This is a genomic window from Pseudomonas sp. UF-293, from assembly GCF_058245595.1.
The window spans coordinates 1-22,300 of record NZ_JBSICA010000010.1; the positions used below are offsets into that span (position 1 = coordinate 1).

Genomic DNA, 22,300 nt, shown 5'->3' on the forward strand with positions numbered 1-22,300 from the left:
CACCGCAAAAACCTCAGGAACCCACCATGCCCGCCATCCACAAATCCCGGGTCGAAATGATTCCAAGTGTGGGAGCGAGCCTGCTCGCGAAGAGGCCATCCAACCCACCGCAAAAACCTCAGGAACCCACCATGCCCGCCATCCACAAATCCCGGGTCGAAATGATTCCAAGTGTGGGAGCGGGCTTGCTCGCGAAGAGGCCATCCAACCCACCGCAAAAACCTCAGGAACCCCACCATGCCAGCCATTCAGAAAATCCTGATCGCCAACCGCGGTGAAATCGCCTGCCGCATCCAGCGCACGGCCCAGGCGCTGGGTTATCGCACCGTCGCCGTTTTCAGCGACGCCGACGCCGGTGCGCTGCACGTGCAAATGGCCGACCAAGCCGTGCACATCGGCCCGGCACCAGTGCAACAGTCCTACCTCAACATTCCGGCGATTCTCGACGCCGCCCGCCGCAGCGGTGCCGACGCCATTCACCCCGGCTACGGCTTCCTCTCGGAAAACGCCGATTTCGCCCGCGCTTGCGCCGCAGCCGGGCTGATCTTCATCGGCCCCAGTGTCGAAGCCATCGAGCTGATGGGCAGCAAACGTCTATCGAAGATCGCCATGCTTGACGCCGGGGTTCCATGCATTGCCGGCTATCAAGGCGCAGCGCAGGACGACGCGACCCTATTGGCCGAAGCCGAGCGCATCGGTTATCCGCTGATGATCAAGGCCAGCGCCGGTGGCGGTGGACGCGGCATGCGCCTGGTGCACGAGGCCAGCGAACTGGCGGCGCAACTGCGCACCGCGCGGTCCGAAGCAATGAACGGTTTCGGCAGTGACGAGCTGATCCTCGAACAGGCGCTGATCGAACCGCGCCACGTCGAAGTGCAGCTGTTCGGCGACCAGCACGGCAATCTGGTCTATCTCGGCGAACGCGATTGCTCGATCCAGCGCCGCCATCAGAAAGTCATCGAAGAAGCACCGTGCCCGGTGATGACCGCCGAGCTGCGTCAGGCCATGGGTGAGGCGGCGCTCAAGGCTGGGCGCGCGGTGGATTATGTCGGCGCCGGCACCGTGGAGTTTCTGCTCGACGCGCGCGGGCAGTTCTATTTTCTGGAGATGAACACCCGTCTGCAGGTCGAACATCCGGTGACGGAAATGATCACTGGGCAAGACCTCGTCGCCTGGCAGTTGCTGGTCGCCGAAGGCCAGCCGCTGCCACTGACCCAGGAGCAAATCCGCCTTGACGGTCATGCCATGGAAGTGCGCCTCTACGCTGAGGATCCCGCAGCGGATTTTCTCCCGCAAACCGGCCGGGTTGCCGCATGGCAGCCAGCGCTGGCGCACGGCGCGCGGATTGATCACGGCCTGTTTGAAGGTCAGTTGGTCAGCCCGTTCTACGATCCGATGCTGGGCAAACTGATCGCCCACGGTGCTACTCGTGAAGAGGCGCGGCGCAAGCTGTTGCGTGCGGTGCAGGACACCGTGCTGCTTGGCGTGCAGAGCAATCAGCGCTTGCTCGAAGGCCTGCTGCAACATCCGCAGTTCATCAGCGGCGACTTCAGCACAGCGTTCATCCAGCAACATTTCTCCAGCCATGCCAGCCTCAACACTTATGTGCCGACCACGGCGCAACTGGCGATTGCCGTGGTGTTGTTCTATCAGGCGAGCGCCCTGCCCCATCGCGCCCCTCTGAATGGTTGGCGCAACAACGCCAGCGTGCCGCTGCACTATCGGCTGGGCAGCGACGAACAGGACTGGACGCTGTCGGTGCTGGCGCGCAAAACCGGTAAATATGTCGTGCAGGTCGGCGATCGCACGCTGGAGTTGGAAATCATCGAGCACACCGCCCAATCGGTGACCATGGAGGTCGACGGCCTGCGCCAGCGCCACGCCTACCGTCTGCACGATCGGCAACTGTGGCTGTTCACCCAACCGGGCAGCCTGCGCCTGGAGGATCGAACTCATGCGCCGATCGGCAGTCAGACCAGCGTCGCCTCCGGCACCCTGAAAGCTCCGATGGACGGCGCCATTGTCGACGTGCTGGTCAGCGAAGGCAGTACGGTCAGCAAGGGTCAATTGCTGGTGGTGCTCGAGGCGATGAAAATGGAGCATCCGTTGAAGGCCGGCATTGATGGCGTGCTCAAAAGGGTGCAAGTGAAGGTTGGCGATCAGGTAAAAAATCGTCAGGTTCTGTTGCAGGTCGAGTAGTCGCCCGGACACAAGCGCGGGGTTTGACTACGCTCTGATAAATCAGAACGCGGAAATCAGGAACCCTGCGATGCCCCATTGGCTGGTCATAGATCTGGAAGCCACCACAGACGAGGGTGGCTGGCCGGTCACGGAAATGGAAATTATCGAGATCGGTGCGACCCTGGTCGACCGTGCCGGGCGCGAGCAGGATCACTTCCAGCGCTTCGTCAAACCGACCCGCCGTCCATTGCTGACGTCATTCTGTCGGGAGCTGACGCACATCACTCAAGCCAACATCGATTCGGCACAACCGCTGAGCGAGGTCTGGCCAGCCTTTGAGCGCTGGCTGGCGCAGCATCAGGCTCGCCTTGAAGGCTGGGCCAGTTGGGGCGGCTATGACCGCCAGCAGTTGCTGCAGGAATGGCAGCGCCTGAACATCAACAGTGGCCTGAGCAAAGTGCAGCACATGAACCTCAAACAGCGCTTCGCCAAAGCCCGGCGCCTGGAGCGACCGCTGGGCCTCAACGGCGCGTTGCAACTGGCGGGCATGCAGTTCAACGGCCAACAACATCGCGCGCTGGAAGATGCCCGCAACACCGCACGATTATTACCGCTGGTCCTGCCACTTTAGGCGCGTGACGGCGCGAAAAGCCTTGTGCATACTGGCCGCCCCCTTTTAAGCCCTTTTCGAGGAATCCGCCCATGTTTAAAGTCAACGAGTACTTCGACGGCACCGTCAAGTCGATCGCCTTTGGCACCGCCGAAGGTCCGGCGACCATTGGCGTCATGGCCCCGGGCGAATACGAATTCGGTACCAGCCAGCGCGAGATCATGCACGTGGTTTCCGGCGCGCTGAGCGTAAAACTGCCAGACAGCAACGACTGGGAAACCTTCGCCGCCGGCAGCCAGTTCAACGTTCCGGCCAACAGCAAATTCCAGCTGAAAGTCGCCGTCGATACTGCTTACCTGTGCGAATACCGCGGCTGATCCCGCAGTTTTCACAGCGCAAAAAAATGCCCGTGTCCAAAAGACCCGGGCATTTTTCGTTTGAGCGACAACCTATTCGAGGATTTCCACCGGCATGCCGACTTCCAGGCGGCCGTTGCCGTCGTTGACCAGATTCTGCCCGAACATCGCGCCGTCAGCGGTGCTGCGAAGTTTCTGCAACGTCGCGAACGGTTCACGATCAGCACTGCGCTCACCGGTTTGCGGGTCAACAGTGGTCATGATGCAACGCGCACACGGCTTGACCACACGGAATTCGATTTCCCCGATGCGAATACGTTTCCAGTTGTCCTCGGCGTAAGGCGCGCTGCCTTCGATGACCAGATTCGGACGGAAGCGCAGCATCTCCAGCTCTCGCCCTACCGTTTCCGAGAGCGCCAGCCGCGAGGCTTCGCCGATCAGCAGTAATGGATAACCGTCGGCGAACGCCACTTGATCGTCATCCTTGCCGAAACCCGACTGCGTGGTGCGCGCCCGCTCGAGCGGCATTTGCACCAGGCGTGTCGGCTTGCCGAGGAAGTCGCTGACAAAACGCGCGGCTAGATCACCGGCGTCCGGCACACGCAGGGTGTCGCGCCAGATCGTCACACCACGCAGCTCGGCGTCGGCAGCCGGTAGCGCGACTTCGATAGAGCCCTGTGCGGGAGCGCTGAGGGTCAGACCGCCGCCGGCATTCCATAATGCCGACAACTGACTCATCTTCGCTTCGGCACGCTGGGTCAGAAAGCGCCCGCTGGCCTCGTCCACCAGCATCCAGCGTCGGTCGCCCGCCAGCCCGAGCTTGTCCAGCTCGATGCTTTGCAGGATTTCGCCCTTGCCGGATTTCAACGGGTAACGATAAAGCGCGCTCAGACGCAGCATGGCCAGCTTCCTTGGAGGGAAAAACGCCACCCTATACGAGCTTCAATACCGAATCAAAGCCGTCATTAATGTAAAAACACTTCTGTGAGAGCGAGCCAGCTCGCGAACAGGCCGACACATTCACCATCAATGTGTCCGATCCTGCGCTTTCGCGAGCAGGCTCGCTCCCACAGGAAGCAAGATGTGCGTGCTTCAGGCCGGCACGGCGTCGAGCATCAGACGCTGGCGCACCACGTCGACCAGTTTGTCCGGCTGGAATTTGGAGAGGAAGTTGTCGCAGCCGACCTTCTTCACCATCGAGTCGTTGAAACTGCCGGACAACGAGGTGTGCAGCACGACGTAAAGGCCGCGCAGGCGCGGATCGTTGCGGATCTCCGTGGTCAGGCGATAGCCGTCCATTTCCGGCATTTCCGCGTCGGTGAAGATCATCAGCAGTTTGTCAGTCATGTGCACGCCGGTATCGGCCCAGGCCTTGAGCATGTTCAAGGCTTTCAGACCATCACTGGCAATGTGCATTTTCACCCCGAGCTGGCCGAGGGTATCGCGCAATTGCGAAAGCGCTACGTTGGAGTCGTCCACCAGCAACACTTCGCGGCCACGGGCGCGCTCCAGTACCGGGTCGTCGAGCTTCTCGCGCGAGACCTTGGCGTTGTACGGGACAATTTCAGCGAGGACTTTCTCGACGTCGATGATCTCGACCAGTTGATCGTCGACCTTGCTGATCGCGGTCAGATAATGCTGACGGCCGGCACTGGTCGGCGGCGGCAGAATGGCTTCCCAGTTCATGTTGACGATGCGGTCGACACCGCCAACGAGGAAGGCCTGCACCGAACGGTTGTATTCGGTGACGATGATCGTGCTGTTCGGCCCCGGCACCAGTGGGCGCATGCCGATTGCCTGGGACAGGTCGATCACCGGCAATGTCTGGCCGCGCAGATTGACCACGCCGCAAACAAAGGGATGACGCTGCGGCATCAGGGTCAGCTTTGGCAGTTGCAGCACTTCCTGAACCTTGAACACGTTGATCGCGAACAGCTGGCGTCCGGCCAGGCGAAACATGAGGATTTCCAGGCGATTCTCACCCACCAGTTGCGTGCGTTGGTCTACCGTGTCGAGAATGCCGGCCATCAATGACTCCTGGGCTTGTTCTGATGAATTCACTATGGGGGTTTATCGGCTGCATTCAGCTAATCTTGATTGCTGTAAAGCGCGCCGCTAAAAATGCCATAAACGGCCATTGATGTCACACTGACATCATGCTTTACTGGCAATCGTGATTTCATCTGCTAGATTCATTGCGGCGCGACCTCGGTTTGCACGTTAGGTTCCCGCGCCTAAGGGATTCCCCTAGGATCAATCAGGCCCAACCTGATATTCGCCATTTCCAATAGCCATTACTGTGACGCCATTCTCATTGCATGAACGGAGTCAGGCTATTGTGTGCGATCGCAATTCAGTGGCAACCCACCCTCTGGAACCTCTCGGTCTGTGCACCTGCACCGCCGGGCGCGATCTGCCGACGATTCACGATCGTCGCCACACCCGGCCATCCGTCAACCAACACGACGTGGTGGAGATGAACATGCCAATCGACCGTAAAGACTGGGCGCAACGCTTCCCCGAATTTCTGGTCGAGGCCGAAACGCTTCTCGCCAAGTCCGAAGAATGCCTGAGCCATCTGCAACTGATCAGCAATGACAAGGACGCCATCGACTGTATGCTCGGCACTCTGCTGAAGTTGGCAGGCCGCGCCGAAGCGTTGGCACTGGAAGCAATCTCCGAGTTTTCCCTGCATATCTACAGTCTGCTCAATTTGAAGCAGGACCACGTCGATCTGCACGAACAGGCCCTCGATGCGCTTCGCGACTGCTTGACCCTGATGGCCTGGCAGCTTGAGCTGGTCGATCACAAGACCGGGCAGTTGAGCCTTGATGAAAGTGAACAGACTGATCTGCTCGAAGCCTTCGCGGCACAAATGGGCCAGGACACATTTGAGCCGAAAATGAGCAGCAAACGTTTGCTCTCAGCCTCTCTCACGGTGCGCCAGGCTTGATGACACAGGCGACGATATTGTCGTAAATGAATAGTTCTTACCCACCAGCGACAATCCGGGTGAAATAATCAGCCCGACCAACGGTTAATTTGCAAGTGCCCCCATCAGGGTTTTCCCTGTGTGTACCCAGCGACACTTCCCGGCACATCGAAGTGACCCAAATACAGCAACTCCAACTTTTTCCAATATGGAACTTGCGTCCACGATCCAGTATTTCCTGACTGAATGGACATATATAGCGATCGCGACCAACGGTATGTTAAGTGGTATTATGCCGCCGGTTAATGGCCCGCCGGTTAATGGCACAGTGATTCCAGCGTTTGCTTGACAATATTATTGCCAGTCAATGATTGCTTAATGAATGCGGTTTGAATCAATAACATAATTGACAGTATTTCCACACAGAGATCCGCCAGCCACCGGCCGGTCTGCCCGCAGCGAACATCCATTGGCTCCATCCGTTATGTACGCCAGTCTCAAGTCACTCACCACATGGCCACCCTCGCGGGAAAATGCCCGACGCTTCACACTAGTCATGTGTGTTCTGGCGACCCTGGGCAGCCTGTTGGCTTATATTTTCTCCGCGCGCATTCCGCTGGGGTTGTTGGCTCTCGACGTCGCCGCCACCGCTTGCGTCTGGGTGCAATATCGCTTGTCGCGCAAGTCGATCAAGTTTCAGCCGCAAGAGCTGGCTGACCGTCTGTTGCAAGTGCAGGAAAATGAGCGCCATCGCCTCAGCCGTGAATTGCACGACGATATCGGACAATTGTTGACCGCCGCCAAGCTGCAAAGCGACTGGCTCAAACGTCGCCTGCCGGCAGAACTCCAGGAGCAGTGCACAATACTTTGCGACACGCTGGATGAAACCCTGAACAAAGTGCGTGACGTCTCGGCCATTCTCAATCCGCGCCAATTGACCAGCCTGGGCCTTGAAGCCAGCCTGCGTGCACACTTGCTCAAGACCCTCGCCAACACGCCGGTGAACTGGAGCCTCGACTGTCAGCAACGGCTCAATGGCATTCCCGAGGAAATGGCCGTCGCGGCGTTTCGCATCGCTCAGGAAGCCGTAACCAACATCCTGCGGCACGCACAGGCGAAAAACCTGTTGATTCAGGTACAGCGTCTGCCGCAAGGTCTGACTTTGTTGATCAGCGATGACGGTCTCGGTTTCACCCCGGCAGCCGATCCGGCCAGAGAAGGCCAACGCGGCATGGCCGGAATGGCCGAGCGCATCGAACAGTTGGGCGGCACATTGAGTGTTATAAGCGAGCCGGGCAAAGGCACAAGAATCGAAGCACTTTTCCCATGGGCGCCTCGGTCGCTCGAACGGGCCAGTACGAATAAGGTTATGCGTTGACTTGTAACTTACTTCTGGTGGATGACCACTCGCTGATCAGAGCCGGCGTGCGCGCTCTGGTACTGGATATTCCCGGTTACGCGGTAATCGGCGAAGCCAGTGATGGTTCGCAATTGCTTGAAATGGTCGAGCAACTGAGCCCGGACATCGTATTGCTGGACATCTCCATGAGAGAAACCGGTGGTCTGGAAGCGCTGCAACGCCTCAAGCGCGTGCGCCCGCAGAGCAAGGTTCTGATCCTGTCGATGCACACCGATCCGGCACTGATCATGCAGGCACTGGAGTCCGGCGCCCACGGCTACCTGCTCAAGGACACCACGGCCACCGAGCTCGAGCACGCGCTGGAGGCCCTGCGCAACAACGAACGCTACCTTAGCCCGGCCATTGCTCATACCGTGATCAACCAGGCGCTGACCCGTAACCAGAAAAGCCAGCCGGACATCGCCGACTCGCACAATTTGACGGCGCGCCAGTTAGAGATCCTCAGGCTGATCGTACGAGGCAAGTCCACACGGGAAATCGCCAACGGTCTGGGCCTGAGCGTCAAGACCGTGGAAACCCATCGCGCGCAGATCATGAAGCGCCTGCAAATCTACGACGTGGCCGGTCTGGTACTGTTCGCCGTACGTGAGCAGATCATCAGCCTGGATGACTGATCGCCGCTTGCTGGCCCAATAACGGCGAGTCCTTCGGCAGGTGCACCTGCAACGCGGCAGGTTTGGCGACAAAACGCAGACTGTCGCCTTCCAGCGGCTCGCCATCGAGATTGATGCTCAACCCTTCGGCAACCTTGATCTCGACCCACGGCAAGCGAGCCCGCACAAACATGTTATCGAGGCCGAAGCCCTCGCTCAGCAGATTCTTCAGCGTGCCGACCAGCTCCTGCGGTGCCGGCAGAATGCTGACGTCGAGCAGACCGTCGTTGACTTGCGCATCCGGACACAGCACATGACCACCGCCCGCCTGTCGACCGTTGCCGATGCCCAGCGCCAGCAGCTCACCCTGCCAATGGAAATCCGGCCCCTGCAACTCGCCGTAAGCGGCGTGCAGCTCACTGAACCGGGTCAGGCCGGTGAACAGGTACGCAGCGCCACCCAAGACCTTTTTCAGGTCTTCCGACGTATTGGCAGTGACCTGGCTGCCGAATCCGCCCGTGGCCATGTTCAGGAAAATCTGTCGGCCCACTTCGCCCAGATCGATATCCGAAGGCTCGACGTCGAGCAAATCCAGCGCCTGCGCAGGCTCCAGCGAAATACCGGCGGCGCGGGAGAAATCGTTGGCAGTGCCCAACGGTAGCAGGACAAGACTGGCTTTTTGCGGATGCTGAGCCAGCGCTTCGGCAATATCGCGCAAGGTGCCGTCGCCGCCGCCGGCAATGATCTTCGTGTAACCCGCTGCCAGCGCCTCTTCGACCAGACGCTGAGCGTCACCGGCCTCCCAGGTCACTCGGACGGCCAGCTCCCAGCCTTGCTCGCGCCTGGCTTCGACGGCGGTGCGGACATCCTCGTTGAGTGCCTGTTTGCCATGCAGGATCAGCAGTGCCCGGCGTTCACTCATAACGTCACTCCAAGAATTGAAATCGATTGAAACATCTTGACCACTGTGCGCCTTAAAAAAGCCATGGAGCTGGCAATTAATTCCTCTTCCAACAACTGGCGTCCTACACGGCGGTATTTTTTCTTACGAAACAAGAGGAATCGGCTTAATTGACCCCGCCCGCCCCTTGGGTCACCGTATGCCGGCAGCATCGACCTTCAACCCAATAACACAAGGATGTGCCGGTAATGAACGGATACCCCCCGATTTATTTTCATGAATCGAGCAATGGACAAACCAGCAGGCATGCAGTTGATACGATCAGCGGGTACTTCCATGCGCAGCAATGAAACCAAGGCACCGGTGAGTCCGGTCGCCGCTCTCGCCGAAAGCCGTGCCAGCAAAAAACCAGAATTCTGTAACAGCGCCAAGACCAGTGGAGAGTTTGATATGGAACCCCGCGTCAGCGAGCTGGAAACCCACTTCAAATACATCCGCCGCGACATGGACGAAGTACTCAATGATGTGCGGACGATAAAACATCGTCTCGCGTATTCGGCGGGTGCAACTGCTGTCATCCTGGGACTGCTGGGATGGGTGGCCAACAGCCGATTCGACCAGTTGGTGTCACTGATCAGCAACTGACCGGATCAATCGTTGCACGCGCCGCGCACACCAGCCGACGCGTGCACAGGCAAGTCCAGTCAGCCCAGGAGCTCACTGAGCGCAATGAAGTTCACTTCATCACCCTCGCTCAGCGTACGGCCCTCTCGGACTTCCACCAATCCGTCGGCCCACGCCGCGCTACGCAGCACACCCGAGCTCTGGTTGCGATAAATGATTGCTCGCCCTTGCTCCAGACGCCCGCGCAGATATTCACGTCGGTTGCCGGCCATCGGCCAGACAAAACCTGCAGGCACCGCGAACTTGAGCGGTTCGACGTCTTGCACACCCAGGCGTCGCAACAGATATGGGCGCGCGAGCAAGGCGAACGTCACCAGCGTCGACGCGGGATTTCCGGGCAGGCCGATCACCGGCACGTTGCGGAAATGGCCGAACGTCAACGGTTTCCCCGGCTTGATGGCGAGTTTCCACAAGGCCAACTCGCCTTCTTCACGCAAGGCAATGCCAAGGAAATCCGCTTCACCGACCGAGACACCGCCGGTGGACAGAATCAGATCGACATTCTGTAGCTCGCCCAGCCGGGCCCGCGTGGCGGGAAGATCATCCGGAAGGATTCCGCCATCGATGACTTCACAACCCAGACGCAGCAGCCAACTGCACAAAAGCACTCGGTTGCTGTTGTAGATCTGGCCCGGCCCCAATGCCTGACCGGGTTCAACCAGCTCGTCTCCGGTGGACAAAACAGCCACGCGTGGCTTGCGCACGACGTTGAGCCCGGCGCAGCCCAATGATGCAGCCAGGCCCTGCTCGATCGGCCCCAATCGGGTGCCTGCCTGCAGAACCAGTTCGCCGACGGTGGTTTCCTGGCCTTGCGGACGAATGTTCTGTCCAGCTTTCAAAGGCTCGAGAAAACGCACGCTTTGATCGGCCTGAACGTCGGCGTTTTCCTGCATCTCGACACAGTCGGCGCCCGGCGGCAGCGGCGCCCCGGTGAAGATGCGTGCGCAAGTGCCGGGCTCCAACGGTTGCGGCGACTGCCCGGCAAACACTTTCTGGCTGACCGGCATCGGCTCACCTTTCCAGTCAGCCAGGTTCAAGGCATAGCCGTCCATGGCACTGTTGGGCCATGGCGGCAGATCCAGTGTCGAAATCAGATCTTCAGCCAGCACCCGCCCTTCGACTTGAGCCAGCGGCAAGTGCTCGCGCTCGACAATCCGCGACGCATCAGCCATTGCCAGCAAGCGCTCCAGCGCCGTTTCGACGGGCAGCAAGCTGCCGGTCTTGCCCGGCTTACCCACGGGATTCACAAGGTGCCGCCTGCTTCAGATGGGTGACGAAGTTGCACGGTCGATGACGGGCGTCGAGTTGCTCTGCGAGGATGCCATCCCAGCCGGTGCGTACCGCATTGGTCGAACCCGGCAGGCAGCACACCAGCGTGCCGTTGGCCAGACCTGCCAGGGCACGGGACTGCACGGTTGAAGTGCCGATATCGGCCACGGAGATCTGGCGGAACAATTCGCCGAATCCGTCGACCTGTTTGTCGAGCAGGCACGCCACCGCTTCCGGTGTGCTGTCACGCCCGGTGAAGCCGGTGCCGCCGGTGATCAGCACGACCTGAACCACATCGTCGGCAATCCAGTTGGCGACTTGCGCGCGAATTTTATACAGATCATCTTTAAGCAGAACCCGCTCGGCGAGCGCATGGCCGGCCGCGATCAAGCGATCGACGAAGACCTGACCGGAGGTATCGGTTTCCAGGGTCCGGGTGTCGCTGACAGTCAGCACCGCAATATTGAGCGGCACGAAAGGTACATCAGCCTTGGCTTTCATAGGCTCTTCCAGTTGTAGGGGAAACAGCCCGGTGTTATATCACAGCGGCTCATTTTTCTGCCGCCCCTCTGGAGAGTCGTCATGCCCTTGAACAGCCCGTTGCCACCCTGCTCCGTCCTGCTTTTGGCCGGTGGACGCGGCCAACGCATGGGCGGTCAGGACAAAGGGCTCATCGAGTGGCACGGCGAGCCGTTGATAGCGCATCTGCAGCGCAAGGTACGGCCGCTGACCGACGATCTCATCATCTCGTGCAACCGCAATCGCGAGCGTTATGCCACGTTTGCCGATCAACTGGTCATGGATGACGAGGGCGACTTTCCGGGGCCGCTGGCCGGTATTCGTGCAGGACTGAAAGCGGCGCGCCATGCGCACTTGCTGGTGTTGCCGTGTGATGTGCCGCGAATCGACAAGGCGTTGCTGGAAGACATGTTGATTACTGCCGACCAGCAACGTGAAAAACCTTTAATGCTGCGCCACGGCGAGCATTGGGAACCACTGCTGTGCGTGATCCCCGTGGCGCTGTTGCGCGCATTCGAAGCAGCCTGGAATGCAGGCGAGCGCAGCCCTGGTCGGGTGATGCGCAGTCTCGACGCCATCGCATTGCAATGCCCTGAAAACGACCCGCGACTGGCCAACCTCAACACCCCCGATTTGTTACATCTGCACAACACTGTGTCAGACTGACATTATCCAAGGAACTCTCAAGCCTTGTTTACGTCTCAAGCTCAGTAACCAGAAGATTTCCCATTCGGAGACACACTCATGACTCAACGGACCCTCGCCACTTTCATGCTCGCACTGGGCCTGGCAACCCTCGCCGGTTGCTCCTCGCCGACAGTGATCACCTTGAATGACGGTCGCGAAATCCAGGCCGTCGACACCCCGAAATACGATGATGATTCGGGCTTCTACGAGTTCCAGCAGCTGGACGGCAAAGAGACCCGCATCAACAAGGATCAGGTTCGTACCGTTAAAGAGCTGTAAGGCTCCGCGTCGATACCGGATACAGAAAAGCCCGCATTGTCATGCGGGCTTTTTCATGGGCGCTCGAAAAGCGGGTTCAGCTTCACCACTGCAAAGTGATTTGACTCTCGAACTCTCGTGCCTCGCCCGTCACCGGATCAACGAAGCGCAGCCCTTGGGCGAGCAGCTTCAACGGATTGGTGTAGTCGTCCAGGACATCTTTCAATACGGTCGGATAAAACGGATCGTTGCAAATACTCGCTCCCAGCGACGTCATGTGCACACGCAACTGATGTTTCTTGCCCGTCATGGGATACAGGCCATAGCGCCACAGATCACCATTTTTCTCACGCACCTCCACCGCCGTTTCGGTGTTGCTGGCGCCGGGCCCTTCTTGCATGCGGAAGAACGGCTCGCCATCAACCAGGCGGCTCTTGTGCACCAAAGGGAAATTAAGCTCGGGCAGCGCCGGGGCAATCGCTTCGTAGCGCTTGTCGATCTGCCGGGTTGGAAACAATGACTGATAGGCCGAGCGGGTCTGCGGATTGGCCGAGAAGATCACCAGCCCTGCGGTGTGCCGATCGATGCGGTGCAGCGGCACCAGATGCGGATTGTCCAGCCGACGGATGAGCCGCCGCAGCAGGGTTTGTTCGACATACTCCCCTGCCGGCGTCACCGGCAGGAAATGTGGCTTGTCGGCCACCACCAAATGCTCATCGGCATAAAGAATCGATTCGACCACCGGAATCGGCTTCTCGTCCGGCACTTCGCGAAAGTAATGAATGCGCAAACCTTCCTTGTACGGCAAGTCCAGCGCAATCGGCTGGCCCTGCGCATCCAGCACCCGGCCGCGAACAATCCGGTCGAGCCATTGCTCCCGCCCGATGGCACTGAAGTGCTCGCAAAGGCAATCGAATACCGTCAGCCAGGAACCGGGCGGCAAGTACAACGTGCTGGCCTGATTGTGCGCAGCGGAAAATACGGGGCTGGTCATACGAAACAGAAGTCCTCAATGCAGGCCGGCATTATCCAACAGTGAGGCAAAGCCACCTAGCGCAGTTTGATCAGGCCGGAATCGATTTGAGGGCCGCCGCTTCGGTGAACTCCTTCAGCCAGCGCAACACATCGACCGCCTCCCAACGACCCGGATCGTACAAGGCGTACAGCAAACCCTGATAACCCACGACATCCAGCTGCTTGTGATAACCGGCGCGCTGAAACAACGCTTCGATCTCGGCAAAGCAGGTATTGAAATGCAGCTTGTTGAACGGCGTCTTGCCTTCCGTGACCAGCCCGTCCAGGCGCAATTCGAGGACGGCCTCGCGCACCACGTCGACCGACATCCGGTTAACGCTGCTCTTCAACTGTTCGACATTGACCACGGTTAATCCCTCTGACTCGATTGCTGTATGGACATACAGTAACCGAAGAAACCAGCGAGCGCCAACGCAAGGATGGGTTGCCGCGACCAGCGGAGGCATCCAGGCACAACCCCATCAACCTAAAAACGCCACCACCTGGTCGGCACTGAAAGGCCAGTCCAGCTCCGCGCCAGTGTCGATGCGCCGCAGTACCGGAATGCGCAGGCTGTATTTTTCAAACCACGATTCGTCTTCGGCAATGTCCACCAGTTCCACCAGCAAACCATGCTCGACGAAGGGCATCAGTTCGGCTTCAGCGACTTCACACAGATGGCACCCGAGGGTGCCGAACAGCTGACATTCTGGAGGCATGGCGGCATTACCGGAAAACAAGTGAGCCCATTCTAGGACGCCACCAAACCCTCGTCGACCCAGCGCCGCCCAAAGGGCCCAGCACTCCCGGCGCAAAATCCTGACGCAAATCATTCGGCGCAGATTGCAATTGCGCCATCCTCGCTGACTTTTTGCCTCTACGCTTCAGAGGCCAACGCCCTGACAGCGGAGTGTCCCGTGTTTGCAAATCTGTTGATCATCCTCGCCTCATCCCTGGTGGTGATTGCCCTGTTCCGGCGCCTGCGACTACCACCGGTGCTGGGTTACCTGTGCGTGGGATTGCTGGTCGGGCCGAACGCTTTCGACTGGGTCAACGAGAGCGAACATCTGCCGGATGTCGCCGAACTGGGCGTGGTGTTTCTGCTGTTCTCGCTGGGCCTGGAATTTTCCCTGTCAAAGATGATTGCGCTGCGTCAGGTGGTGTTTCGCCTCGGCAGTCAGCAAGTGCTGCTCAGCACAGCGTTGCTCGGCACACTGTTGATCGCGCTGGGCATGCCGCTGATGCCGGCACTGTTGCTCGGTGCCGGGTTATCGTTGTCATCCACGGCGATTGTAACCAAGGAGCTGGGCAGTCTCGGTGAGGTGTTCAGCAGCCACGGCCAGAATGCGGTCGGCGTACTGCTGTTTCAGGACGTGGTCGCGGTGTTGCTGCTGACGCTGGTCCCCGTGTTCGCCGGCACCAGCGAGCAGGCCTGGTACTGGGCCTTGCCGTTGACGCTGGGGAAAACCGTGCTGCTGTTCTTCGGCCTGCTGCTTGCCAGCCGCTGGTTGCTGCCACGACTGTTTCACGAAGTGGCGGCCTCGCGCTCGCCCGAGCTGTTCGTCCTGTTGGCGCTGGTGATCGTGCTGCTGACTGCCTGGCTCACACACCTGTTGGGCCTTTCGCCTGCCCTCGGCGCTTTTCTCGCCGGTATGCTGCTCGGGGAAAGCCACTACAGGCACCAGATCGAGGCCGACATCCGGCCGTTCCGCGACATCCTGCTTGGGGTGTTCTTCGTCAGCATCGGCATGCTGATCGACCTGCAATTGTTCGTCAGCCACAGCCTTTTGATCGTCGCCCTGACCCTCGGCCTGATGCTGATCAAAGGCATCGTCGTGGCGCTGCTGGTGAAATGGCGCGGCAGTGACAGCGAAACCGCATGGCGCAGCGGTCTGGCGTTGGCGCAGGGCGGCGAATTCTGCTTTGCGCTGATGGCGCAGATGCAGCAGAACAGCCTGTTGCCGGCCGAACCGGGCGCCCTGCTGCTCGCGGCGACGTTCTGTTCGATGCTGCTCACGCCACTGCTTTTGCGTGCGGCGCCGCGCATTGCCGCCGTGCTGCATCGCAAGCCTAATCAGGAGGCGCAGATCGAGCAGATCAGCGCGCTCAACGCCGACCTCGATCAGCATGTGGTGATCTGCGGCTACGGTCGCGTCGGCCAGTCCATCGGTCGTTTCATGGGCAACGCTGGCCAAGCCTATGTCGCGCTGGACAACGACCCGGTGCGGGTGCAGGAAGCCGCGTCCGGGGAAAGCGACGTGCATTACGGCGACTCGGCGCGCGGCGAGCTGCTGACTGCCGTGGGCCTGTTGCGCGCCAGGCTTTTGGTGATTGCCGTGGATCAAAGCGATGTGGCGTTGCGCATTCTTCGTGAAGCCCGCCGGCTCAATCAACAAGTGCCGATTCTGGTGCGCACCCGTGATGACAGCCAATCGGCCGAGTTGCGAGCCGCCGGCGCCACCGAGGTGGTGCCGGAGCTTCTGGAGTCGAGCCTGATGCTCGCTTCACACGCGCTGATCATGCTCGGCTTGCCCGCGCACAAAGTGCAGGAGAAGGTCGATCAAGTGCGCATCGATCGCTATCGCCTGCTCCACGGTTTCTATCCCGGAGCCAATGATGAGGAAATCTAGTCCTGACTCACCGCGCCGATCTTGTGCAGCGACAGGTCGGCGCCGTAATACTCTTGTTCCTGACTCAGGCGCAGCCCATGCAATGCCTTGATCGCGCCGTAGACGACAAAGCCGCCAACCAGCGCCACCACAACGCCGAGCGCAGTGCCGATCAACTGGCTGATCAGGCTGACGCCGCCCAGGCCACCCAGCGCGGTCTGGCCGAAGATGCCGCAGGCAATCCCGCCCCATACGCCACACAAGCCATGCAACGGCCAGACACCCAGCACATCGTCGATGCGCCATTTGACTTGCGCAGCGGTAAAGCACCAAACGAACAAGGCCCCGGCAATTGCCCCTGTCACCAGCGCACCGACCGGATGCATCAGATCGGATCCCGCGCAGATCGCCACCAGACCGGCCAGCGGGCCGTTGTGCAGAAAGCCCGGGTCATTGCGCCCGACGATCAACGCCGCGACGGTACCGCCAACCATGGCCATCAGCGAGTTGACCGCGACCAGGCCACTGACACCTTGCAGCGTCTGCGCGCTCATCACGTTGAAGCCGAACCAGCCGACAATCAGGATCCACGAGCCCAGTGCCAGAAACGGAATGCTCGACGGCGCAAACGCGACCAGACGTCCATCGCGATAGCGCCCGTTGCGCGGGCCGAGCAACAGCACTGCGGCCAACGCCAGCCAACCGCCCATGGCATGCACCACCACCGAGCCGGCGAAATCATGGAATGCCGCGCCAAACTGCGCCGTCAGCCAGCCTTGCAAGCCGAAGTTGCCGTTCCAGATCAGCCCTTCGAAAAACGGATAGATAAACGCCACGATCAGCGCCGTCGCGCACAACTGCGGGACAAAACGCGCGCGTTCGGCAATGCCGCCGGAAATGATCGCCGGGATCGCGGCAGCGAAAGTCAGCAGAAAGAAAAACTTCACCAGTCCATAGCCATGGTCAGCCGTGAGCACCGCCGCCGGTTGCATGAAGGTGACGCCATAGGAGATCCAATAGCCTATAAAGAAATAGGCCAGGGTCGAGACGGCGAAGTCGCTGAGGATTTTCGCCAGTGCATTAACCTGGTTCTTCTGCCGGACCGTGCCGACTTCCAGAAAGGCGAAACCGGCGTGCATCGCCAGTACCATCACCGCACCGATCAGGATGAACAATGTATTGGAGCTGTGAACCAGTGTATCCACAGCGCTTTGCAGATTTTCCATGAGGAGGCAGACCCAAGCTAAAAGGCACCAAAGCGGTTCATGCGGGCATTTCATGCACCAAATCAAGACTCACCAGTCATGCAACGGCAGGGTTGATGAACTGATTTGGCGCATATATCGATGTCCGGTCACGAACCACGGGCAAATGAATTAGAGTTTTTCTGCTGGGACGCCCGGCAACAGCGCACACATCCCGGGCGACGCACCACGACACAGCAAAAGTTGTACCAGGCATTTGCACTGAACCTTCGCGCAAGGCTCATACTCGAACGCTTCAAAGCCACCTACGGAGATCCACCAATGGCCAGCATCAAGGCAAAGACTGCTCAAGAAATCCTGATGAACGACTTCCAGACTCTGGTCGCCGATACCGAGCGCTTGCTCGAGCACACCAAGACCCTCGCTGGTGATCAGGCCGATGAGCTGCGAGCACAGATTCATGACAGCCTGCTGCGCGCCCGGGAAACCCTGAAAGTGACTGAAGACACGCTGCGCGAACGCGGTCAGGCGGCGGTCACCGCCACTGAAGATTATATGTCGGCCAACCCATGGCAGTCGGTGGGCATCGCTGCCGGCGTCGGCTTTCTGATCGGCCTGCTGGCCACTCGGCGCTGATCATGTCGATCGGTGAATCCGGCCCGACTGCGGGCACTGCCTCCTCCACGCGTCGCCTCGGCGCTGCCGTTCTGGGCCTGCTGCACAGCCATGTCGAGTTGTTCGGCATCGAATTGCAGGAGCAGAAATCACGCACCGTCAGCCTGTTGCTGTTCGCCGGCCTGGCGCTGGTGTTTGCCTTGCTGTTGCTCGTAGGCCTGTCGACGCTGGTGATGATCATCTTCTGGGACACTTACCGCCTGGCAGCGATCATCGGCCTGTGCGTGTTTTATACGCTGGCGTCGATCTTCTGTGGCCTGCGCCTCAAAGCGGCGATTTTCGATGAGTCCTCGCCTTTCCACGGCACGCTCGAAGAGCTGGCCAACGACCGGGAGCGCCTGTTGCCATGAGCCTGCCTGAACTTCCACACAACAGCTCGCGTCGGGAAATGCGCAAGGCTCTGATCCGCCTGCGCATGGAAATGCACCGTCAGGAAATCCGTCACGAAACCGCGCAAGTGCTGCAACCGTTGCAGCGCATGCGCGGCATGAAGCAGAACGTGCAGGACGGTTTCGGCATCAAGCACGCGCCGTTGTGGGGCGTGGCGGCGGTAACGCTGCTGGGTTTCCTCACTGGCAAAGGCTCGAAACGCAGCAGTGGTGGCGGTTTGACGCGACTGCTGCGGCTGGGCACGACGCTTGGACCGCTGATCAGACTGGTCATGCACAGCTCGGGCAAACGCTGAAGCGCCCATCTGGCTACATTCTTGCAATAGCGCCGGGATGAATCTCCTTATCGGGAGATTCAATCCCGCGTGCCTATCCGGCAAACGCGGCCAAACCAAAAACAAGATTAAGGACTTGCCGTGATCGACGGGCAACCGCTCGCCTGTTTTCAGCCTTTCATCGATACCGCCACCGGCCGCATTGCTGGTGTCGAAGCACTCGGTCGCTTGCGCCAGAGCGATGGCCAACTGACCTCGGTCGGGCCATTGTTCGCCGACCCACGGACCCCGGCCACCGCCTTGCGCCGTCTCGATCGACAGATCCGTGACCACGCCCTCAGTCGTCTGCATGAAGCCCCAGCGGACTGGTTTCTCAGCCTGAACATGTCGCCACGCTGGATCAGCCGCCTGCGCAGCGACCAAGCGCTGCCAAGTCTCAAGCAATTGGCGCGACACGAGGTTGATCCGCAGCGCATCGTTTTCGAGATCACCGAACTGGGTGGTAACAGTGAACGCCTGGCCCACGTGGTCGGGCGCTACCGCGAGGCTGGAGCAAGAATCGCCATCGATGATTTCGGCGCCGGCTATTCGCAGCTGGATCGGGTGCTGGCCCTGCAACCGGACATTCTCAAGCTCGACATGCGTCTGTTTCAGGCAGCGGCCCTCGGCGGCCCGAGCAGTGACGTGGTCAAAGCACTTGCGCAGATGGCCGAAAAAACCGGCTGCTGGATCATCGCTGAAGGCGTCGAAACCGAGGCGCAGCTGAATTTCGCGCTGGAATGCGGCTCACGCTATGTACAGGGATTTCTTTTCGCCCGGGCGCAGGAAGAGTTCTTCGCTACGGATGCCTTCGTCGCGCATTTCGCGCAATTGCGGCAACGCTACGTGAAACAGAAACTCAGCGAGCGCGGGCGGCTGATGCAAATGCGTCAGCAGCTCAGCGAGTTGATGGCGATCCTGCAGCAATGGGCGCAGGCCCGCGCACCGCTCAGTGCGTTGCCACAATTGCACGCGTTTCCCTGGCTGCTGCGCTTTTATCAGTGCGATCGGCACGGCACGCAGCTGACGCCCAACCTGGAATGGCGCCATGACGGCTGGTTCGCCGATGATCGCTATCTGGGGCACAACTGGTCGTGGCGACCGTACTTCTATCATCTGCTGGCCGAAGGCTGGGAAGAACGCCGCCTGACCCTGTCCAACACCTATCGCGATGCCACCAGCAACCAGTATTGCCTGACTGCCGGACAGTTCTTCGATAACGGTGAACGGCTGTTGTTGATCGATATCGATGCGGCAGGCCTGTAGTTCTGCTTGCAGGCGCCGGGCCGAACCGGGAAGCTAGGGCGATCAGTCACCAGACGGAGAGAATCAGCCTTGGATTGGCCTACCCTGCTCAACCGCGAACGCCTCGGCAAGCCGCTGCACAGCCCGCAAGAACTCGGCCGCAGCCCCTTTCACAAAGACCATGACCGCATCATTTTCTCCGGCGCCTTCCGCCGCCTCGGGCGCAAGACTCAAGTGCATCCGGTCACCAGCAACGATCACATTCACACCCGCCTGACCCACTCGCTGGAAGTCAGCTGCGTCGGCCGCTCGCTGGGCATGCGTGTCGGTGAAACCTTGCGCAGCGCGCTGCCAGACTGGTGCGACCCGGCCGACCTCGGCATGGTCGTGCAATCGGCCTGCCTGGCGCATGACATCGGCAACCCGCCATTCGGCCATTCCGGCGAAGACGCCATTCGCCACTGGTTTCAACAGGCCGCGGGGCGCGGCTGGCTGGACGGCATGAGCGATGCCGAGCGCGGTGACTTCCTCAATTTCGAAGGCAATGCTCAGGGCTTTCGGGTGCTGACGCAGCTGGAATATCACCAGTTCGATGGCGGCACGCGCCTGACCTACGCAACCCTGGGCACCTATCTGAAGTACCCGTGGACCGCGCGCCACGCTGACTCTCTTGGCTACAAGAAACATAAATTCGGTTGCTACCAGAGCGAACTGCCGTTGCTCGAACAGATCGCCCACAAGCTCGGCCTGCCGCAGCTCGAAGATCAGCGCTGGGCACGCCATCCACTGGTGTATCTGATGGAGGCCGCCGATGACATCTGCTACGCGTTGATCGATCTCGAAGACGGCCTGGAAATGGAGCTGCTCGAATACGCCGAAGTCGAATCGCTGCTGCTCGGTCTGGTCGGTGATGACTTGCCGGAGACCTATCGCCAGCTCGGCCCGCAGGACTCTCGGCGGCGCAAACTGGCGATCCTGCGCGGCAAAGCCATCGAGCACCTGACCAACGCGGCAGCGCGGGCATTTGTCGAACAGCAGGACGCCCTGCTCGCGGGCACGCTGCACGGCGACCTGGTCGAACACATGCACGGGCCGGCGAAGCGTTGCGTCTTGAATGCCAAGGACATCGCGCGCAAGAAGATCTTCCAGGACAAACGCAAGACGCTGCATGAGATCGGCGCCTATACCACGCTGGAGATTCTGCTCAATTCGTTCTGCGGCGCCGCACTGGAACAACACAACGGCCGCACGCCGTCGTTCAAGAGTCGGCGCATCCTCGATCTGCTCGGCAACAATGCGCCGGATCCGCAGGGCTCGCTGCACAGCTCGTTTCTGCGCATGATCGATTTCATCGCCGGCATGACCGACAGTTACGCCAGTGATATGGCACTGGAAATGACCGGGCGTTCAAGTCACTGATCGCGCCGTATCTGGCCTGCTGCTGATCGGGCCGGCCAAATACGGTGACGTTCTGCGGCCCGACTGAACCAACCTCAAATGGATTGTGCTTTCTCTCGCTGGATGCAGTCGGGCTATCGTCAAGTAATCAGATAAAACAGACAGCGTGGGTTAAACACAACTTTAAACACATGCAAATAATGGAGATCGATATTAGCCAAGGAACCAGATTCCGCTAATAGCCAGCAACGACCGCGCACTTCCTTACGTCAAACCTAATTTCAACGTAGTCCGATTCTTCATTATGCGTAGGATTAATCCGATAGCGTAGTGGAGCCCCCGGCAGTCCATGCGAGTGTTCATTCAACTGAGCTAAGGTGCGCGCTTTATTCATGCTTGCATGGGACTCTATTTATGAACTCCGTTTTTATTGTGGACGATCACCCGGTCATCCGTCTCGCCGTGCGAATGTTGCTGGAACATGAAGGCTACAAGGTCGTCGGTGAGACGGATAACGGAGTTGATGCCATGCAAATGGTCCGTGAATGCATGCCCGACCTGGTCATTCTCGATATCAGCATCCCCAAGCTGGACGGCCTGGAAGTACTGGCGCGTTTCAATAGTATGGGATCGAATTTCAAGATCCTTATTCTGACCGCACAGTGTCCTACGCTGTTCGGCATCCGTTGCATGCAATCGGGAGCATCGGGCTATGTCTGTAAACAGGAAGATTTGAGCGAACTGGTCAGCGCAATTAAAGCGGTACTTTCCGGTTACAACTATTTCCCCAGCCAGGCGCTCAATCCGGTTCGCAGTGACGATATCAGGTACACCGAGCTGGAGTTATTCAAAGCCGTCAACGATCGCGAATTAATGGTGTTGCAGTTATTTGCCCAGGGACGTACCAACAAGGAAATCGCCAAGGGCATGTTTCTGAGCAACAAGACCGTAAGCACCTACAAAAAGCGCCTGATGCAAAAACTCAAGGCCAGGTCCCTTGTAGAACTTATCGAAATGGCCAAACGCAACGCACTCGTGTGA

Annotated in this window: 25 protein-coding genes and 1 pseudogene; 17 read left to right on the top strand and 9 right to left on the bottom strand. The window is 59.5% G+C overall.

Features of this window, described 5'->3' with window-relative positions; translation table 11 throughout:
- From AC4IHP_RS13170 to ppnP, 4 genes and pseudogenes are all read left to right on the top strand, one after another.
- Positions 1–278: pseudogene (locus tag AC4IHP_RS13170) on the top strand (hypothetical protein); the annotation flags it as partial.
- On the top strand, positions 238–2,199 hold the full coding sequence (locus tag AC4IHP_RS13175; RefSeq protein ID WP_490831870.1) for an acetyl/propionyl/methylcrotonyl-CoA carboxylase subunit alpha: 1,962 nt from the start codon (positions 238–240) through the stop codon (positions 2,197–2,199). The pseudogene AC4IHP_RS13170 and the gene AC4IHP_RS13175, both read left to right, overlap by 41 nt.
- A gap of 70 nt (positions 2,200–2,269) precedes the next feature.
- A complete protein-coding gene (locus AC4IHP_RS13180; protein ID WP_460120500.1) occupies positions 2,270–2,812 on the top strand; it encodes a 3'-5' exonuclease in 543 nt (180 codons plus the stop codon).
- Between the two features lie 71 nt (positions 2,813–2,883).
- The gene (gene ppnP, locus AC4IHP_RS13185) at positions 2,884–3,168 is read left to right on the top strand and encodes a pyrimidine/purine nucleoside phosphorylase (protein WP_490831871.1); all 285 of its coding nucleotides are present in this window, start codon (positions 2,884–2,886) and stop codon (positions 3,166–3,168) included.
- Between the two features lie 72 nt (positions 3,169–3,240).
- On the opposite strand, the gene AC4IHP_RS13190 is transcribed toward ppnP, so the two are convergent.
- Positions 3,241–4,047: an MOSC domain-containing protein gene (locus tag AC4IHP_RS13190; protein WP_490831872.1), complete on the bottom strand. Its 807-nt coding sequence runs from the start codon at positions 4,045–4,047 to the stop codon at positions 3,241–3,243.
- Between the two features lie 192 nt (positions 4,048–4,239).
- Positions 4,240–5,175, bottom strand: a complete 936-nt coding sequence (locus tag AC4IHP_RS13195; protein WP_016770829.1) for a chemotaxis protein CheV — start codon at positions 5,173–5,175, stop codon at positions 4,240–4,242.
- Between the two features lie 454 nt (positions 5,176–5,629).
- On the opposite strand from AC4IHP_RS13195, the gene AC4IHP_RS13200 reads away from it, so the two are divergent.
- The 3 genes from AC4IHP_RS13200 to AC4IHP_RS13210 all read left to right on the top strand — a co-directional run bounded on the left by AC4IHP_RS13200 (position 5,630) and on the right by AC4IHP_RS13210 (position 8,113).
- Positions 5,630–6,100, top strand: a complete 471-nt coding sequence (locus AC4IHP_RS13200) for a hypothetical protein (protein ID WP_490831949.1) — start codon at positions 5,630–5,632, stop codon at positions 6,098–6,100.
- Between the two features lie 463 nt (positions 6,101–6,563).
- Complete coding sequence (locus AC4IHP_RS13205; protein WP_490831950.1) at positions 6,564–7,457, top strand: sensor histidine kinase; 894 nt, start codon at positions 6,564–6,566, stop codon at positions 7,455–7,457.
- Positions 7,454–8,113: a response regulator gene (locus AC4IHP_RS13210; protein ID WP_041478445.1), complete on the top strand. Its 660-nt coding sequence runs from the start codon at positions 7,454–7,456 to the stop codon at positions 8,111–8,113. The genes AC4IHP_RS13205 and AC4IHP_RS13210 overlap by 4 nt, the downstream gene beginning before the upstream one ends.
- On the opposite strand, the gene yegS is transcribed toward AC4IHP_RS13210, so the two are convergent.
- Positions 8,097–9,014: a lipid kinase YegS gene (yegS, locus tag AC4IHP_RS13215; protein WP_490831873.1), complete on the bottom strand. Its 918-nt coding sequence runs from the start codon at positions 9,012–9,014 to the stop codon at positions 8,097–8,099. The genes AC4IHP_RS13210 and yegS overlap by 17 nt on opposite strands.
- A gap of 315 nt (positions 9,015–9,329) precedes the next feature.
- On the opposite strand from yegS, the gene AC4IHP_RS13220 reads away from it, so the two are divergent.
- The gene (locus AC4IHP_RS13220; RefSeq protein ID WP_460125423.1) at positions 9,330–9,638 is read left to right on the top strand and encodes a hypothetical protein; all 309 of its coding nucleotides are present in this window, start codon (positions 9,330–9,332) and stop codon (positions 9,636–9,638) included.
- Positions 9,639–9,697: 59 nt separating this feature from the next.
- Here AC4IHP_RS13220 and AC4IHP_RS13225 read toward each other — a convergent pair whose 3' ends face one another.
- Positions 9,698–10,924: a molybdopterin molybdotransferase MoeA gene (locus AC4IHP_RS13225; protein WP_490831874.1), complete on the bottom strand. Its 1,227-nt coding sequence runs from the start codon at positions 10,922–10,924 to the stop codon at positions 9,698–9,700.
- Positions 10,908–11,447, bottom strand: a complete 540-nt coding sequence (gene moaB / locus AC4IHP_RS13230; protein ID WP_016770598.1) for a molybdenum cofactor biosynthesis protein B — start codon at positions 11,445–11,447, stop codon at positions 10,908–10,910. Before moaB ends, AC4IHP_RS13225 begins: the two co-directional genes overlap by 17 nt.
- A gap of 81 nt (positions 11,448–11,528) precedes the next feature.
- Here moaB and mobA point away from each other — a divergent pair, with 81 nt between their 5' ends.
- On the top strand, positions 11,529–12,131 hold the full coding sequence (mobA, locus tag AC4IHP_RS13235; RefSeq protein ID WP_490831875.1) for a molybdenum cofactor guanylyltransferase MobA: 603 nt from the start codon (positions 11,529–11,531) through the stop codon (positions 12,129–12,131).
- A gap of 78 nt (positions 12,132–12,209) precedes the next feature.
- A complete protein-coding gene (locus AC4IHP_RS13240) occupies positions 12,210–12,431 on the top strand; it encodes a YgdI/YgdR family lipoprotein (RefSeq protein ID WP_016770600.1) in 222 nt (73 codons plus the stop codon).
- Between the two features lie 82 nt (positions 12,432–12,513).
- On the opposite strand, the gene AC4IHP_RS13245 is transcribed toward AC4IHP_RS13240, so the two are convergent.
- The 3 genes from AC4IHP_RS13245 to AC4IHP_RS13255 all read right to left on the bottom strand — a co-directional run bounded on the left by AC4IHP_RS13245 (position 12,514) and on the right by AC4IHP_RS13255 (position 14,143).
- Positions 12,514–13,404 carry a pseudouridine synthase gene (locus AC4IHP_RS13245; protein WP_490831876.1) on the bottom strand — a complete coding sequence of 297 codons (891 nt, stop codon included), beginning with the start codon at positions 13,402–13,404 and terminating at the stop codon, positions 12,514–12,516.
- A gap of 70 nt (positions 13,405–13,474) precedes the next feature.
- A complete protein-coding gene (locus AC4IHP_RS13250) occupies positions 13,475–13,792 on the bottom strand; it encodes a hypothetical protein (RefSeq protein WP_016770837.1) in 318 nt (105 codons plus the stop codon).
- Positions 13,793–13,906: 114 nt separating this feature from the next.
- The gene (locus AC4IHP_RS13255; RefSeq protein WP_039759867.1) at positions 13,907–14,143 is read right to left on the bottom strand and encodes a glutaredoxin family protein; all 237 of its coding nucleotides are present in this window, start codon (positions 14,141–14,143) and stop codon (positions 13,907–13,909) included.
- A gap of 198 nt (positions 14,144–14,341) precedes the next feature.
- Here AC4IHP_RS13255 and AC4IHP_RS13260 point away from each other — a divergent pair, with 198 nt between their 5' ends.
- Positions 14,342–16,054: a cation:proton antiporter gene (locus AC4IHP_RS13260; protein WP_460120519.1), complete on the top strand. Its 1,713-nt coding sequence runs from the start codon at positions 14,342–14,344 to the stop codon at positions 16,052–16,054.
- Here AC4IHP_RS13260 and AC4IHP_RS13265 read toward each other — a convergent pair.
- On the bottom strand, positions 16,051–17,259 hold the full coding sequence (locus AC4IHP_RS13265) for an ammonium transporter (RefSeq protein WP_460120521.1): 1,209 nt from the start codon (positions 17,257–17,259) through the stop codon (positions 16,051–16,053). The two genes, AC4IHP_RS13260 and AC4IHP_RS13265, sit on opposite strands and share 4 nt — an antisense overlap.
- Positions 17,260–17,559: 300 nt before the next feature.
- Between AC4IHP_RS13265 and AC4IHP_RS13270 the strand changes: the two genes are divergently transcribed.
- The 6 genes from AC4IHP_RS13270 to AC4IHP_RS13295 all read left to right on the top strand — a co-directional run bounded on the left by AC4IHP_RS13270 (position 17,560) and on the right by AC4IHP_RS13295 (position 22,300).
- Positions 17,560–17,874 (top strand): ElaB/YgaM/YqjD family protein, encoded by a 315-nt coding sequence (locus AC4IHP_RS13270; protein WP_490831877.1) that lies wholly within the window; start codon positions 17,560–17,562, stop codon positions 17,872–17,874.
- A 2-nt stretch (positions 17,875–17,876) separates the two neighbouring features.
- Complete coding sequence (locus AC4IHP_RS13275) at positions 17,877–18,263, top strand: phage holin family protein (RefSeq protein ID WP_008079909.1); 387 nt, start codon at positions 17,877–17,879, stop codon at positions 18,261–18,263.
- Entirely contained in the window at positions 18,260–18,598 is a 339-nt protein-coding gene (locus AC4IHP_RS13280; RefSeq protein WP_016770844.1) for a hypothetical protein, read from the top strand. Before AC4IHP_RS13275 ends, AC4IHP_RS13280 begins: the two co-directional genes overlap by 4 nt.
- 120 nt (positions 18,599–18,718) lie before the next feature.
- Positions 18,719–19,882, top strand: coding sequence for an EAL domain-containing protein (locus AC4IHP_RS13285; protein ID WP_490831878.1), 1,164 nt, complete (start codon positions 18,719–18,721; stop codon positions 19,880–19,882).
- 69 nt (positions 19,883–19,951) lie between these two features.
- A complete protein-coding gene (locus AC4IHP_RS13290; protein ID WP_150742504.1) occupies positions 19,952–21,280 on the top strand; it encodes a deoxyguanosinetriphosphate triphosphohydrolase in 1,329 nt (442 codons plus the stop codon).
- A 393-nt stretch (positions 21,281–21,673) separates the two neighbouring features.
- Complete coding sequence (locus AC4IHP_RS13295) at positions 21,674–22,300, top strand: response regulator (protein WP_460120525.1); 627 nt, start codon at positions 21,674–21,676, stop codon at positions 22,298–22,300.